The organism is Achromobacter sp., assembly GCF_032113835.1.
Taxonomy (GTDB): domain Bacteria; phylum Pseudomonadota; class Gammaproteobacteria; order Burkholderiales; family Burkholderiaceae_B; genus Achromobacter.
In genome coordinates this window covers 1-14,510 of the sequence record NZ_DAMCTG010000008.1, presented here as the reverse complement: position 1 = coordinate 14,510, position 14,510 = coordinate 1, and the positions used below count along the sequence as shown (strand labels likewise).

At 67.2% G+C, this 14,510-nt stretch carries 12 protein-coding genes; 6 read left to right on the top strand and 6 right to left on the bottom strand.

The window, feature by feature from the left end:
- Positions 1 to 12: 12 nt before the first annotated feature.
- Positions 13 to 1,146 (bottom strand): efflux RND transporter periplasmic adaptor subunit, encoded by a 1,134-nt coding sequence (locus tag RT697_RS05140; RefSeq protein ID WP_313697292.1) that lies wholly within the window; start codon positions 1,144 to 1,146, stop codon positions 13 to 15.
- A gap of 199 nt (positions 1,147 to 1,345) precedes the next feature.
- Positions 1,346 to 3,319 carry a choline BCCT transporter BetT gene (locus RT697_RS05135; protein ID WP_313697291.1) on the bottom strand — a complete coding sequence of 658 codons (1,974 nt, stop codon included), beginning with the start codon at positions 3,317 to 3,319 and terminating at the stop codon, positions 1,346 to 1,348.
- A gap of 151 nt (positions 3,320 to 3,470) precedes the next feature.
- Here RT697_RS05135 and RT697_RS05130 point away from each other — a divergent pair, with 151 nt between their 5' ends.
- Positions 3,471 to 3,851, top strand: a complete 381-nt coding sequence (locus RT697_RS05130) for a VOC family protein (protein ID WP_313697290.1) — start codon at positions 3,471 to 3,473, stop codon at positions 3,849 to 3,851.
- Between the two features lie 12 nt (positions 3,852 to 3,863).
- Here RT697_RS05130 and RT697_RS05125 read toward each other — a convergent pair whose 3' ends face one another.
- Positions 3,864 to 4,487: a TetR/AcrR family transcriptional regulator gene (locus RT697_RS05125; RefSeq protein ID WP_105237709.1), complete on the bottom strand. Its 624-nt coding sequence runs from the start codon at positions 4,485 to 4,487 to the stop codon at positions 3,864 to 3,866.
- 232 nt (positions 4,488 to 4,719) lie between these two features.
- Here RT697_RS05125 and RT697_RS05120 point away from each other — a divergent pair, with 232 nt between their 5' ends.
- From RT697_RS05120 to RT697_RS05110, 3 genes are read left to right on the top strand one after another with little or no spacing between them, the layout of a single operon-like run.
- Positions 4,720 to 5,811, top strand: a complete 1,092-nt coding sequence (locus tag RT697_RS05120; protein WP_313697289.1) for an efflux RND transporter periplasmic adaptor subunit — start codon at positions 4,720 to 4,722, stop codon at positions 5,809 to 5,811.
- Positions 5,808 to 9,005, top strand: a complete 3,198-nt coding sequence (locus RT697_RS05115) for an efflux RND transporter permease subunit (RefSeq protein ID WP_313697288.1) — start codon at positions 5,808 to 5,810, stop codon at positions 9,003 to 9,005. Before RT697_RS05120 ends, RT697_RS05115 begins: the two co-directional genes overlap by 4 nt.
- 2 nt (positions 9,006 to 9,007) lie before the next feature.
- Positions 9,008 to 10,468, top strand: coding sequence for an efflux transporter outer membrane subunit (locus RT697_RS05110; RefSeq protein ID WP_313697287.1), 1,461 nt, complete (start codon positions 9,008 to 9,010; stop codon positions 10,466 to 10,468).
- A gap of 67 nt (positions 10,469 to 10,535) precedes the next feature.
- On the opposite strand, the gene RT697_RS05105 is transcribed toward RT697_RS05110, so the two are convergent.
- Positions 10,536 to 11,453, bottom strand: coding sequence for a DUF808 domain-containing protein (locus tag RT697_RS05105; protein ID WP_313697286.1), 918 nt, complete (start codon positions 11,451 to 11,453; stop codon positions 10,536 to 10,538).
- Positions 11,454 to 11,625: 172 nt separating this feature from the next.
- Here RT697_RS05105 and RT697_RS05100 point away from each other — a divergent pair, with 172 nt between their 5' ends.
- Complete coding sequence (locus RT697_RS05100; RefSeq protein WP_313697350.1) at positions 11,626 to 11,934, top strand: DUF1272 domain-containing protein; 309 nt, start codon at positions 11,626 to 11,628, stop codon at positions 11,932 to 11,934.
- A gap of 28 nt (positions 11,935 to 11,962) precedes the next feature.
- Here the strand turns inward: RT697_RS05100 and RT697_RS05095 are convergent, their stop codons facing one another.
- Together RT697_RS05095 and ytfE are read right to left on the bottom strand one after the other, a co-directional pair.
- Positions 11,963 to 12,373 carry a hemerythrin domain-containing protein gene (locus RT697_RS05095; protein ID WP_313697285.1) on the bottom strand — a complete coding sequence of 137 codons (411 nt, stop codon included), beginning with the start codon at positions 12,371 to 12,373 and terminating at the stop codon, positions 11,963 to 11,965.
- A gap of 60 nt (positions 12,374 to 12,433) precedes the next feature.
- Positions 12,434 to 13,105: an iron-sulfur cluster repair protein YtfE gene (gene ytfE / locus RT697_RS05090; RefSeq protein WP_313697284.1), complete on the bottom strand. Its 672-nt coding sequence runs from the start codon at positions 13,103 to 13,105 to the stop codon at positions 12,434 to 12,436.
- Between the two features lie 152 nt (positions 13,106 to 13,257).
- Between ytfE and norR the strand changes: the two genes are divergently transcribed.
- Positions 13,258 to 14,510 (top strand): nitric oxide reductase transcriptional regulator NorR (gene norR, locus RT697_RS05085; RefSeq protein WP_313697283.1); only part of this gene is annotated, 1,253 nt, incomplete at its 3' end.

Sequence of the window (14,510 nt, the reverse complement as noted above, 5' to 3'; positions counted from 1 at the left end):
GGCCTCCGCGCCTTACCGAGCTTGCGCCACGGTCTGCCCCGGCGCGCTCAGCGCCACGGTGTCGTTCGGCAGGATCTCGACGGCGGCGCCGTTATGCAGCCGCAGTTGGCCCGACGTGACGACCTGGTCGCCGGCCTTGACCCCCTCGGTCACCACCACGCGGCCCCGCAGGCGTTCGCCCGTCTTGACATAGGCCTGGCGGACGGTGGGCGCCGCGCCGGCCGTGCCGGAGTCGGGCGCGGCCACGACATAGACTGAATCGCCATAGGCGCTGTAGCTCACGGCCGTCTCCGGCACGGTGATGACGTTCGGGCGGTCGGGCAGGCTGATCCTGCCCTGCGCATACATGCCGGCGGACAGCGCGCCGTCCGGATTGGCCAGCAGCGCCTGCACGCGGACCGTGCGCGTGCCCGGGTCGACCTGCGGCTCCACGGTCGTGACCTTGCCCGGGAACGCACGGCCGGCGTGCGCATCCACCGTCACTGCCACGGGCTGACCGACGCGCAGCGCGCCCAGCGCCTGCTCGGGCAGCGTGAGATTGGCGTACATGGACGACCCATCCGTCAGCGACACCAGCGGATCGCCGGCGCGGGCAAACTGGCCCAGGTTCACGCGGCGCACGCCCAGCACCCCGTCGAACGGCGCCTTGATGCGCTTCTGGTCGATCAGCGCCTGCACGCGCCGCACGTCTGCGGCGGCCTGCTCATGATCGGCCTGCGCCTGATCGAGCTGCTCGCGGGTCGCGGCCTGCAGCGGCACCAGCCGGCGCGTGCGGTCCAGCAAGGCCCGCGCGTTGCGCGCCTGCGCCTGCAGCCGAGCCAGTTCACCCTGCTCGGGCGCGTCGTTCAGCTGCACGAGCAACTGCCCTGCCTTCACGGACTCGCCCGGCGTGAACAGGATCTGCGCGACACGACCGTCGACTTCGGCGGGCACCATCACCTGGCGCGTGGCCTCCAGCGAGCCAATGCCGGCCAGGACCACCGGAAAGTCCGCCTGCACTGCGGCCGCCACCGCAACCTTGGCCGGCGGCATCGACCATCCGCCCCCTTGCGCCGCCCCGCTGGATTTCCAGTACATGGCCCCGCCGGCCAACGCCGCCGCCACGGCCAGGGCGACAACCGCCCATGCTCCTGCCTTCGCCTTCATTTTTCGCTCACTTTTTATTTAAACAAGAATTGTCTTGGATAATCCACGAATCGCGCCGATCCGTCAAAGCAGCGAAAGCAATCAAGGGGATAGCGGCTGCCTATGAGCGAAAAAAAGCCACGCTGTTGGCGTGGCGAAAGGGGAAAGCAAAAGGCCCGAGGAGCAAAGCCCGCCGGTGAGGCGGATCAGCCGAAGCGGCTCACCCGCGCACCATGTGCAGGTAATGGCGATGCCGCTCGTATTGATCCAGGATGTCGCCGATCACCGCGTCGCGGCTCCAGCCCATGATGTCGTAGTCCTGGCCGCCTTCGCGCAAATGGACTTCGGCGCGGAAATACTTGCGCTCGTCTTCGTCGGCCGCCTCGTCCGGCGTCAGGCTGGGACGCACGAAGGCCTGCGGCTGCACGGCGTAGGAAAAATCCAGATGTTCGCCATGCGAAACCTCCAGGATCACCCCGCCCTCGTTTTCGTCTTCGCGCACCTCCACGGCATAGCCCTGCTTGCGCAATTCATCGGCCACGTCTTCCAGGGCCGGCCGCACCACGTCGGAGATGAAGCGCAGCACGTGAGCGCGGCGCGGCATCATCACCATGTTGCGCAGGCGCCGTTCCCAGGACTGGCCGCCGCGCGCCGGCCGGGAAAGCGTCAACGACTGGTAGCGGATGCCGCGCTTGGTCGCGTCGAGCTTGAGCGCCTTGAACAGCCCCCACAGCGACAGCAGCAGGATGATCGAGAACGGCAGCGCGCTGGCGATGGTGGCGGTCTGCAGCGCGGTCAGACCGTCGGCCAGCAGCAGCGCGATGGCCACCGCACCCATGGACAGCGACCAGAAGATCCGCTGCCACACCGGCGTGCGGTCCGCGCCGCCCGAGGCCAGCAGGTCCACGACCAGCGCCCCGGAGTCGGCGGACGTGACAAAGAATACGGCCACCATCGCGATGGCAAAGACCGATATCACGCTGCTCCAGGGCAATAACTCAAGAAACGCGAACAGCGCCAGGGAACTGTCCTTATCCACCGCCTGCGCCAAGCCCTGGTCGCCGCCCACCAGAATGTAGTAAATGGCCGTGTCGCCGAACACCGTCATCCAGAACAGCGTGAAGCCGGCCGGCACCAGCAGCACGCCGCAGACGAATTCGCGGATGGTGCGGCCGCGCGAAATGCGGGCGATGAAAAGACCCACGAACGGCGACCACGCGATCCACCAGCCCCAATAGAACAAGGTCCAGCCGCCCAGCCAGTCTGTCGGCTCGTAGGCGTACAGGTTGAAGGTCTTGTTGACGATGTCGGACAGGTACGCGCCGGTGTTCTGCACGAACGTCTGGAACAGGAACACCGTGGGGCCGGCGATCAGCACGAACAGCAGCAGGATCACCGCCAGCACCATGTTGGCTTCCGACAGAAAGCGGATGCCCTTGTCCAGCCCGCTGGCCACCGACATCGTCGCCAGGCCGCAGGTGACGACGATCAGGATGATCTGCGGCACCACGCCGACCGGAATGCCGAACAGGTGATTCAGGCCGCTGTTCATCTGCGCCACACCCAGCCCCAGCGACGTCGCCACGCCCAGCACGGTGCCGATGATGGCGAAGATGTCGACGGCGTGGCCGATCGGGCCGTGGATGCGGTTGCCGATCAGCGGATACAGCGCGGACCGCAGGGTCAGCGGCAGCCCGTGGCGGAAGCTGAAGAACGCGAGCGTCAACGCCACCGCCGCGTAGATCGCCCAGGCGTGCAGGCCCCAATGGAAGAAGGTGATCTTCATGGATTCGCGCGCTGCCTCGACCGTGCCGCCCTCGCCCACGGGCGGCGACACGAAGTGCATGACGGGTTCGGCCACGCCGAAGAACATCAGTCCGATGCCCATGCCGGCGGAAAACAGCATGGCGAACCAGGTGAAATTGCGGTAATCGGGCTCGCTGTGGTCAGGACCCAGCTTGATGTCGCCATACCGGCTGATCGCCAGAAACGCGACCGAGATCAGGATGACGGCGACAACCAGGATGTAGAACCAGCTGGCGTTGCTGATGATCCAGGCCTGCATCGCGCCGAAGACGTCCTGCGCGGTCTTGGGCGCAATGATGGCGAAGGCCACGAGCAGCACCGTGAAGAGAGCCGCTGAAAAGAAGACGGGCCGATGGATGGTTGTGCCGGGTCGGGATTCCGAAGTCATGGATGCACTCCTTGCGCCCGAGGGTCGCGGAACATGGCGCTGGCCCCCTCAGCACGACCGGTGCACCGCCGGTATTACTATCACGGCGGTGCCCGGGCTGACAATCGAAAAGGCGCGACCCTTGCGCGCAGGCCCTGGCCGGAGACCCTCGATGATCGATCACCTGGACCACCTGGTGCTGACCTGCACCGACCCCGCCGCCACGGTGGATTTCTACACCCGCATCCTCGGCATGCGGCTCGAGACCTTCGGCGAAGGACGGCAGGCGTTGCGCTTTGGCAACCAGAAAATCAACCTGCATGTGCGCGGCCACGAGTTTGAACCGAAGGCGCATCTGCCGGTGCCGGGCGCGCTGGACCTGTGCTTCATCGCCGACCGCCCGCTGGACGAGGTGATCGACCGGCTCAAGGCGGAGGGCGCAGCCATCATCGAAGGACCGGTGCCACGCACCGGCGCCACCGGCAAGATCCGCTCGGTGTACTTGCGCGACCCGGACCTGAACCTGATCGAGATATCGGAATTGATCGCCTAAGCCGCCGCGGTTTTATTCCGGCTTTGCGTCACCAAAGACCACCCGGCGGAAGAACCCGGCCAGCACGGCCTCGGTCATCTCTGGCGTGACGGCCTGGGGATCGAAGGCATAGCTGAACTGCATGCCGTCGGACAGGGCCAAGAGGCCCAGCGCTAGCTGCTCGGCCGGCAGCGGCAGCGGCGTGCCGACGTGGGCCGAGAACTGGCGGATGTATTCGGTGGTGGCGGCGCGCAGTTCGCGCAGACAGGCGATGAATCCCACGCGGAAATCCGGATCGCGCGCGGCCTGCAGCTTGCCTTCCATCCACAGCAGGAAACAATCGTTTTCGCGATAGTGCGTGCTGTAGTAATCGAGCACGCGCGCTTCCATCTGCTGCCGGGTCTCGCCGGCTTCGAAGATGGCGCGCATGTCGGCCATGACGTTTTCGTGGTCGCGCTTGAGCAGTTGCAGGAACAGTTCGGACTTGCTGCCGAAGTTGCTGTAGAACGCCCCGCGCGTGTAGCCCGCCTGCTCGGCGATGTCTTCGACGCTGGCCGCCACGAAACCCTTGGACAGAAATATCGACTGGGCAGCGTCGAGCAGGCGCTGACGCGTCTGGTCACGGCTCTGCTCTCGGGTTAGGCGGACTTTTGACATGGCCGGAGTTTAGCATCGGCGGCAGTTTCAGATTCAACATTGAATCCAGATACATGACTGTATTAGAATCCAGTCCGTATCGAGCCCGACTCGCCCTTTTTCCGCCCTTTTCCGCGCCGCGAGGTGTTTCGTGAATTGTCCTGGCCCGGCCGCGCGTTCCACCGCGCGCCACGCCGCTGCCCATGCAGCGCCGCTTCTTTCCATTTCCCTGCCCCCCCGCCGGACGCGCCTGATGGCGCTATCCGCCGTGCTTGCGCTGGCGGCCGCCGTGGCCGGTTGCGGCCGCGAGGAGGCGCCCGCCCCCGCGCCGCGTCCCGTGGTCGCCATGCCCGCGCAGGCCGACGAAGCCCTGCCCGCCTGGACGCTGCCCGGCGAAGTGCAGGCCCGCTACAGCACCCCGCTCTCGTTCCGCGTGGGCGGCAAGATCATCGAGCGCAAGGTGCGGCTGGGCGATACCGTCGCGCCGGAACAGGTCCTCGCCAAACTGGATCCGGCCGACGCGGCCAAGAACGCCGCGGCGGCGCGCGCGTCGCTGTCCGCCGCGCAGCACCAGTTGGACTACGCGCGGCAGCAATTGGACCGCGACCGCGCCCAGGCACGCGAAAACCTGATTGCCGCGACGCAGCTTGAACAGACCCGCAACGCCTATGCCTCGGCGCTTGCACAGCGGGACCAGGCCGCGCAGCAGGCGGCGCTGGCGGCCGACCAGCTCAAGTACACCACCCTCACGGCCGACCACGCGGGCGTCATCACGGCCGAACAGGCCGACACCGGACAGAACGTGGCGGCGGGCACCCCCGTCTACCAATTGGCTTGGTCGGGCGACATCGATGCGCTGTGCGACGTGCCTGAAAGCGTGCTGGCGGGATTGGCGATCGGCCAGCGCGCCAGCGTCACGCTGGGCCCGCTGCCCGGCCAGACCTTCACGGCGGTGCTGCGCGAAATCGCGCCGGCCGCCGACCCGCAGAGCCGCACGTATCGCGCCAAGCTCACGCTGGAATCACCCTCGCCCGAAGTCCGGCTGGGCATGACGGCCAACATCAGCTTCGACAACCGCTCGGCCAACGGGCAGACCACCTTTACCGTGCCCGCCACTGCCCTGTTCCATGAAGGCCGCGAGCCGGCGGTGTGGATCGTCAAGCCCGACGCCGACACGCTGGAGCTGCGCCGCGTGCAGGTGCTGCGCTACGACGCGCGCACCGTCACGCTGTCGCAAGGCCTGAAAGCCGGAGAACGCGTGGTGTGGCAAGGCGTGCACACGGTGTCTGCCGGCGAGAAGGTGCGCCCGGTGCCGCCGTTGCATCCCGAGGACTTCGCGTCATGAGCGCCCCCGGCCAGGATGCCGGCAAGGAAGCCGGAAAGGACCCCGGCCAGGACGCCCATCGCCACGAGGAAGGCCGGTTCAACCTGTCGGCCTGGGCGCTGCGGCATCAGCCGCTGGTCATCTTCATCATCACCCTTGTCACGCTGTTCGGCGTGCTGTCGTATTCGCGGCTGGCGCAGTCCGAAGACCCGCCCTTCACCTTCCGCGTCATGGTCATCCAGACCCTGTGGCCGGGCGCCACCGCGCAGCAGGTGCAGGAACAGGTCACGGACCGCATCGCCAAGAAGCTGCAGGAAACCGCCAACACGGACTTCCTGCGCAGCTACTCGCGGCCCGGCGAATCGCTGATCTTCTACACGATGAAGGACTCGGCGCCCGCCAACACGGTGGCCGACCAGTGGTACCAGGTGCGCAAGAAGGTCGGCGACATGCGGGCCACGCTGCCGCAAGGCGTGCAAGGTCCGTTCTTCAATGACGAGTTCGGCGACGTCTACACCAACATCTACACCCTGCAGGGCGACGGTTTCTCGCCGGCGCAGCTGCACGACTACGCGGACAAGCTGCGCACGGTGCTTTTGCGGGTGCCGGGCGTGGCCAAGGTGGATTATTTCGGCGATCAACCCGAACACATCTACATCGAGATCACGAACACCCAGCTCACCCGACTGGGCGTGTCGCCGCAACAGATCGCGCAGGCGATCAACAGCCAGAACGCCGTGCAGGGCGCGGGCACGCTGACCACCGCCGACGACCGCATCTTCGTGCGGCCTTCGGGGCAGTTCCCCAACAGCCGGGCGCTGGCGGACACGCTGATCCGCGTGAACGACAAGTCGATCCGGCTGGGCGATATCGCCACCATTCATCGCGGGTACGACGATCCGCCCTCGCAGCAGATGCGGTTCAGCGGGGAAACGGTGCTGGGCATCGGCATCACCATGCAGCCGAACCAGGACGTGGTGCGCCTGGGCAAATCGCTGGACGCGAAGTTCAAGGAATTGCAGGCGCAACTGCCCGCGGGCCTTACGCTGAAGGAAGTCTCCAGCATGCCCACGGCCGTGTCGCATTCGGTCGACGAATTCCTGCGCTCCGTCGCGGAAGCCGTGGCGATCGTGCTGGCCGTCAGCCTGGTGTCGCTGGGCTTGCGCACGGGCATGGTGGTGGTGATTTCCATCCCCGTGGTGCTGGCCATCACGGCGCTGTTCATGGAGATGTTCGGCATCGGCCTGCACAAGGTGTCGCTCGGTACGCTGGTGCTGGCGCTGGGCCTGCTGGTGGACGACGCCATCATTGCGGTCGAGATGATGTCGGTGAAGCTGGAGCAAGGCTGGAACCGCACCCGCGCCGCCGCGTTCGCCTACACCAGCACGGCGTTTCCGATGCTGACCGGCACGCTGGTCACGGTGGCGGGCTTTCTGCCGATTGCGCTGGCCAAGTCCAGCACGGGCGAATACACGCGTTCGATCTTCCAGGTGTCCGCCATCGCGCTGATCACCTCGTGGTTCGCGGCCGTGGTGCTGATTCCGCTGCTGGGCTATCGCCTCTTGCCCGAGCGCAAGCGCGAGGCGCATCTGCCCCACGACCACGAACACGACATCTACAACACGCGTTTCTATCAGCGCCTGCGCGGCTGGGTGGCGTGGTGCGTGGACCGGCGCTTCCTGGTGCTGGCGGGCACGGTGGTGGTGTTTGCCGTGGCCATGGCGGGCTTCAAGTTCGTGCCGCAGCAGTTCTTCCCCAGTTCCGACCGCAGCGAGCTGCTGGTCGACGTGCGGTTGCAGGAAGGCGCGTCGTTCGCCGCCACGCTGCGCCAGGTCGAGCGCCTGGAAAAGGCGATCGAAGGCCGGCCCGAGATCGCGCATTCGGTCAGCTTCGTCGGCACGGGCGCCCCGCGCTTCTACCTGCCGCTGGACCAGCAGTTGGCCACCCCCAACTTCGCCCAGCTCGTCATCACCACTCATTCGGTGGAAGATCGCGAAAAGCTCGCGCAGTGGATGGAGCCGATGCTGCGCAGCGACTTTCCCGCCATCCGCAGCCGCCTGTCGCGGCTGGAGAACGGACCGCCGGTCGGCTATCAGGTGCAGTTCCGCGTCAGCGGCGACAAGATCCCCGACGTGCGCGCGGTGGCCGAAAAGGTGGCCGCCGAAGTCCGCGCGGACAAGCGCTCGGCCAACGTGCAGTTCGACTGGGACGAGCCTTCCGAGCGCTCGGTGCGCTTCGAGGTGGACCAACAGAAGGCGCGCGAACTGGGCATCAGCTCCAGCGACATTTCCGACTTCCTGGCGATGACGCTGTCCGGCTACACCGTGACGCAGTACCGCGAGCGCGACAAACTCATCAACGTCAGCCTGCGCGCCCCGCGCGAAGAGCGGGTCGACCCCGCCCGCCTTGCCACGCTGGCGATGCCGACCGCGAATGGCCCCGTGCCGCTGGGCAGCATCGGCCAAGTGAAATACGACCTGGAATACGGCGTCATCTGGGAACGCGACCGCCAGCCCACGATCACCGTCCAGGCCGACGTGACGGGCGGCGCGCAAGGCATCGACGTCACGCGCGCCATCGACAAGAAGCTGGACACGCTGCGCGCCGAGCTGCCGGTCGGTTTCCGTATTGAAGTCGGCGGTCCGGTGGAGGAAAGCGCCAAGGGCCAGACGTCCATCAATGCGCAGATGCCGCTGATGGCGGTGGCCGTGCTGACGCTGCTGATGGTGCAGCTGCAGAGCTTCGCCCGCGTGCTGATGGTGGTGCTGACCGCGCCGCTGGGGTTGATCGGCGTGGTGGCCGCCCTGCTGCTGTTCGGCAAGCCCTTCGGCTTTGTCGCGATGCTGGGGGTGATCGCGATGTTCGGCATCATCATGCGCAACTCGGTCATCCTGGTGGACCAGATCGAACAAGACATCAGCGCGGGCCACAAGCGCGTGGACGCCATCGTCGGCGCCACGGTCCGGCGTTTCCGGCCGATCACGCTGACCGCGGCCGCCGCCGTGCTGGCGCTGATCCCGCTGTTGCGCAGCAATTTCTTCGGTCCCATGGCGACGGCCCTGATGGGCGGCATCACCAGCGCCACGGTGCTGACGCTGTTCTTCTTGCCGGCGCTGTATGCCGCGTGGTTCCGCGTAAAGCACGACGAGCGCGACGAGCCCGAAGGCGTGCCGCCCGGCGCCAACGCGGGCGACACCGTGGAACGAGGAGCCTGACGATGCGACATTCCATTCCTTCCGCCCGCCTGCGATTCGCCGCCCTGCCACTGGTGCTGGCGCTGGGCGCCTGCGCCTTCGCGCCGGACAGCAGGCCGCCCGCGATGGCCGAACCCGCGCAGTACGGGGTCGAGGCGGCGCCTGCCACCGGCGCCGCCGCGCAGGGCGTGGCGCAACGTTTCGAACGCGGCGCGCACCCGGTGCCGCAATGGTGGACGCGCTACCAGTCCGAGGCGCTGAATGCGCTGGTGGAAGAAGGCCTGGCCAACAGCCCGGACCTGGCCGCCGCCGAACGCAACCTGGCCGGCGCGCGCGAGCAATTGCGCGGACAGGTCAATTCGTCGCTGCTGCCCACGGTGGATGCAGGCGTCAGCGCCACGCGCAACCGCGCGCTGACGATGCCCAACCTGCCGCAGCCCACCGCGCTATTCAATGTCTTCACGGGTCAGGTGCAGGCCAGCTACAACCTGGACCTTTTTGGCGCGGCGCGCTTTGCCAACACCTCGCTCGCGGCACAGGTCGAACAGCAGGCCTACCAGCTGGAAGCCGCGCGGCGTTCGCTGGCGGCCAACATCGTCACGGGTGCGATCACCTCGGCCTCGCTGGCCGAGCAGGTGGCGCTGACGGAAAAGCAGGTGGTGCTGCTGCGGCAGGTCGCGCGCGACACGCAGCGCCGGTACGAACTGGGCGCGGCATCGCAGAACGACGCGCTGGACGCGGACCAGGACGCCGCCACGCTGGAGGCATCCCTGCCCGGCCTGCGTGCGCGCTGGCATGCGACGCGCCACGCGCTCGCCGTGCTGCTGGGCCGCAGTCCGGATCAGGCGCCGCCGGATCTGGCCTTCAGCACGATCGCCGTGCCCGAGGCGGTGCCGGTGGTGGTGCCGTCGGAACTCCTGGCCTCCCGTCCGGACGTTCTTGTCGCCGAGGCGGCCCTCCTGGCAGCCGCCGCCGACGTGGGTCTGGCGACCGCGCAGCTCTTTCCGAGCCTGTCGCTGACGGCTTCCATGGGCAAGGGCGGGTTTGCTTGGGCGGATGCCTTGTCGGGCGCCGGCTCCATCTGGGCCATCGGCGCGTCGTTGACGCAGCCGATCTTCCACGGCGGGCAGTTGCTTGCCGAGCGCAGCGCCGCCAAGGAGCGTTACGAGGCGGCCGTGTTGCAGTACAAGCAGACCGTGCTGACCGCGTTCCGCGACGTGGCCGACACGCTGTCACGGCTGGATGCCGGAGGGCAGGCGCTGGCGTCGGCGGAAGGTTCACGCCGCGCGGCGGAGCAGTCCTACCAGAACACGGCCAAGCGCGTTCGGCTGGGTGCGCTGGCGCCTTACACCCAGTACGCGTCTGAACAGCATTATGTGGCGGCGCGGCTGCGTGAACTGGAATACGCCAACGCTCGCATGACGGAAACGGCGGCGTTGTTCCAGGCGATGGGATCGCCGGCGAGCGCGCCGCCGCAGCAATAGCCGCAGCGGTACGCCACGCCCTTCCCGGCGTGGCAGGCCTTCCCGGCGCGCCGGATCCCGCTGTCGGTTAGCCCTTCTTGAACAGGCGCTTGACGAGGCTGACCGCGCCCAGCACCACCGCGCCGGCAACGATGCCGAACAAGGCATTGAGCAGCGTGGACACCAGGGCGTGAACAACGCCGCCCCCGCCGACCGCGGCGGCGGCGTGTTCGACGGCCGCATGCACCGGCGGGATGCCGTGGGTCAGGATGGCGCCGCCGACCATGAACATCGCGGCCGTGCCCACCACCGACAACGTCTTCATCAGGTAAGGCGCGGCGGCCACGATGCGCTCGCCGAGCCAGGCCACGCCGCGCGACGCTTTCTGGCTCAGGTACAAGCCCAGATCATCCAGCTTGACGATGCCGGCGACCAGGCCGTAGACGCCCACCGTCATTCCGATGGCAATGATGGACAGCACCGCGACCTGGCGCGTGAAGTCGGCGCCGGCGACCGCGCCCAGGCTGATGACGATGATTTCCGCCGACAGGATGAAATCGGTGCGCACCGCGCCTTTGATCTTGGTCTTTTCGAACGCCACCATGTCGACCGACTGGTTCTGCAGCGCCTCGGCGCGCGCGGCGTGGTGGCCTTCGGGAGATTCGCCGTGCGACAGGTACTTGTGCGCCAGTTTCTCGACGCCTTCGTAGCAGAGGAACGCGCCGCCCAGCATCAGGAGCGGCGTGATGGCCCAGGGCGCGAACGCACTGATGAGCAGCGCGGCGGGCACCAGGATCAGCTTGTTGATGAAGGAACCCTTGGCCACGGCCCAGACCACGGGCAGCTCGCGGTTGACCGGCACGCCGCTGACCTGCTGGGCATTGAGCGCCAGGTCGTCGCCCAGCACGCCTGCCGTTTTCTTGGCCGCCACTTTCGTCATGACGGAAACGTCATCCAGGATGGTGGCGATATCGTCGAACAACGCGAAGAAACTGCTTCCGGCCATCAAGAACCCCTGTCGCCCTGTAAGGTGTTCCGAGTGTACAGGCGGCAGAAGACGGTTTCATGCAACCGGGATGGCGGATTTCATTCCTTTTGTGTCCGGATCGGGGATGGCGCGGCGGACGGCGGAACGGGTACGCTGGCGCACCGGTTTCTTACTGATGTTGGAGCCTTCCATGCTCGCCTTGCATCCCACCTGCGAACACTGCGACACCGCTCTGCCGCCCGCGTCCCCGCTGGCCAGGATATGCAGCTTTGAGTGCACCTTTTGCGCCGATTGCGTGGAAGAGGTGCTGGGCAATGTCTGCCCCAACTGCGGCGGCGGCTTCGCGCCCCGGCCGGTGCGGCCGGCCACGGACCGCAAGGGCGGCAACTTCCTGGGCACGTATCCTGCCAGCGCCGAGCGCAAGCACCGGCCGGTGGACCGGGAAAAGCATGCCGCCTTGCGGCGCGCGCTCGAGGGTGTCGCGCCGGAAGATCGCTAAGGGCGTTAAGGCCGCTCGGGACCCGCTGCTACATCGCCTCGATGCGCGGATAAAGATCGCGGTTTTCGCGCTGCATGCGCTCGTGGACGCGGCGCAGCACGGTGTTGGCGTCGTCCCGGAAGCCGCGTTCGTTTAGTTCCAGGCTGCGCGCGTTGTTCCAGCGCTTGGCAAAACCCTCATAGGCGGCGGCGATGGCGTCCATCTCTTCCTGGAACTCCCGCCCCTTGCGCGCCAGTTCGGCGTCGGCGCTGCGCGCCACGGCCGGATACAGCGCCCGGTCCTCGACCGCCAGATGCAGCTTGATGGTGGCGCTCATGGCCACGATGCCCTGCGCGATTTCGGCCGCGTTGCGCGCCACGCCCGCCAGGGCCAGCTTGCGCAGCGACGCGATGCCTTCCAGGATATCCACGTGCTGCTGCTTGAATTTGTCGATGTTCATACGGACCTTCCCTGCTGATGCCGCGGGGCCGGCGGGCCCCGCCCTTCCTTGCCGCGCCCGTCAGGCCGGGGCGCGCGCGCCTGCGTTCTCGAAGAGGATGTTGTTCTCCAGGTGGATGTGCGCCATCAGGTCTTCCTTGAACTGGCGGATGCCCAGGTAGAGCGCGCGCCAGGTATTGCAGGCGGCGCGCGGCAGCGTCACGTTGTTGGTCAGGGCCATCAGGCGTTCGAGCGCGACGCCGTGGTCGTCGTGTTCCATGCGCATCACCATGATCGGCATGGTCGCCATGGCGCCGTGACCACGGGCCAGCATGGGGAACAGCACCTGTTCCTCTTTCTGCATGTGGCTTTCCAGTTCCTGCTGCATCGTGCGCAGGTGGTCGGCCAGGCCGGTCGGGCAGTCCGGGCTGTCGGCGTGCACCTGTTCGACCTTCAGCGCCAGCCGGATGAGTTCCGGAAACTGCTGGCGGTGCACCTCGTGGTAGCGCGCCAGGATGTGGTCGACCAGTTCGGCCGGCGATGCCAGCCCCCAGTCGGTTTCGTGCGCAGGATTTTGCGCCAGGGCCACCAGGCGGGCCTCGATCTGCGCGGGATCCAGCGAACGCTGGGCGGCCGCCTCGGCCAGGCTCTTCTTGCCGCCACAGCAGAAGTCCAGATCGAACTCGTGAAAAACCTGCGTGGCGCCGGGAATGCTGCGGGCCAACTGGCCCAGGGATTGCTCAACCATGCTCATCGCGTCTCTCCAAAGATCATTGCGGTGCCTCTCTACTTGCGAAAACCGTGCCAGGAAAAACTTGCGATTTATCAATCACCTGCGATTTAAAGGGTAGATATCACCCTTCAATGGGAGGGTTCTATTCACCTTGCAACGGTAGAATTCACCCCATGCAAAATCTCCTGCTTGCGGACCTGGTCGCCGACCTGCCGCCCGCCATCCGGCTTCAGCGCCTGGTCTCCAGCCTTCGCACCCATTTCCGCTGCGGCGCGGTTGCGCTCTTGCAGCTTGAAGAGGACCATCTGCGCCCCGTCGCGGTGGACGGCCTGACCCAGGACGCGCTGGGCCGCCGCTTTGCCGTGCAGCAGCACCCGCGGCTGGCAGCCATTCTGGGACGGCGCGGCGTCACCTGCTTTCATCACGACAGCACCCTGCCCGATCCCTACGATGGACTGATCAATGGCATGGCGGGCGAACCGCTGCCGGTGCACGACTGCATGGGCACCAGCCTGCATATCGAGGGCAAGACCTGGGGCGTGCTGACGCTGGACGCGCTGGAGGTCGGCACGTTCGACATGGAGGCGCAGGCCGACCTGCGCGACTACATCGTGCTGCTCGAAGCCGCGCTGCGCACCACCCGCCTGGAGGCCGAGATCCGCGCCCTGCGCGTCGCGCGCGGGCAGGCGCCGGCGGACAGCGCCGCCCCGGCCAGCAGCGACATCCTGGGCCAAAGCGAATCCATCGGCCGGCTGCTGCACGAGATCGAGGTGGTGGCCGATTCAGAACTGCCCATCCTGCTGCTGGGCGAGACCGGTGTGGGCAAGGAGCTGTTCGCACATCGCGTGCACGGGTTGTCGCGCCGCCGCGACCGGCCGCTGGTGCACGTGAACTGCGCCGCGCTGCCCGAATCGCTGGCCGAAAGCGAGTTGTTCGGCCACGCAAAAGGCGCGTTCTCCGGCGCCGTCGCTGACCGCCCCGGGCGCTTCGAAGCGGCCAACGGCGGCACCCTGTTCCTGGACGAAGTCGGCGAACTGCCGTTGCTGGTGCAGGCCAAGCTGCTACGCACCCTGCAGAACGGCGAGATCCAGCGGCTGGGCGACGACCGCCCGCGCACCGTGGACGTGCGCATCGTGGCGGCCACCAACCGCAGCCTGCGCGATCTGGTGCGCGCAGGCGACTTCCGCGCCGACCTCTATCACCGGCTGTCGGTCTACCCCATTCCCATCCCGCCCCTGCGCGACCGCGGCAACGACATCCTGCTGCTGGCCGGACGCTACCTGGAACTGAACCGCGCGCGGCTCGGCCTGCGCAGCCTGCGGCTGTCGCCCGAGGCCGAGGAAATGATGCGGCGCTACCGCTGGCCGGGCAACGTGCGCGAACTGGAACACGTCATCAGCCGCGCCGCCATCAAGGCCGTCAGCCA

Excerpts from the sequence above, each read along its gene's own strand:
- RT697_RS05140 (WP_313697292.1), bottom strand. The coding sequence starts at position 1,146 with ATGAAGGCGAAGGCAGGAGCATGGGCGGTTGTCGCCCTGGCCGTGGCG.
- RT697_RS05135 (WP_313697291.1), bottom strand. The coding sequence starts at position 3,319 with ATGACTTCGGAATCCCGACCCGGCACAACCATCCATCGGCCCGTCTTC.
- RT697_RS05130 (WP_313697290.1), top strand. The coding sequence starts at position 3,471 with ATGATCGATCACCTGGACCACCTGGTGCTGACCTGCACCGACCCCGCC.
- RT697_RS05125 (WP_105237709.1), bottom strand. The coding sequence starts at position 4,487 with ATGTCAAAAGTCCGCCTAACCCGAGAGCAGAGCCGTGACCAGACGCGT.
- RT697_RS05120 (WP_313697289.1), top strand. The coding sequence starts at position 4,720 with ATGGCGCTATCCGCCGTGCTTGCGCTGGCGGCCGCCGTGGCCGGTTGC.
- RT697_RS05115 (WP_313697288.1), top strand. The coding sequence starts at position 5,808 with ATGAGCGCCCCCGGCCAGGATGCCGGCAAGGAAGCCGGAAAGGACCCC.
- RT697_RS05110 (WP_313697287.1), top strand. The coding sequence starts at position 9,008 with ATGCGACATTCCATTCCTTCCGCCCGCCTGCGATTCGCCGCCCTGCCA.
- RT697_RS05105 (WP_313697286.1), bottom strand. The coding sequence starts at position 11,453 with ATGGCCGGAAGCAGTTTCTTCGCGTTGTTCGACGATATCGCCACCATC.
- RT697_RS05100 (WP_313697350.1), top strand. The coding sequence starts at position 11,626 with ATGCTCGCCTTGCATCCCACCTGCGAACACTGCGACACCGCTCTGCCG.
- RT697_RS05095 (WP_313697285.1), bottom strand. The coding sequence starts at position 12,373 with ATGAACATCGACAAATTCAAGCAGCAGCACGTGGATATCCTGGAAGGC.
- ytfE (WP_313697284.1), bottom strand. The coding sequence starts at position 13,105 with ATGAGCATGGTTGAGCAATCCCTGGGCCAGTTGGCCCGCAGCATTCCC.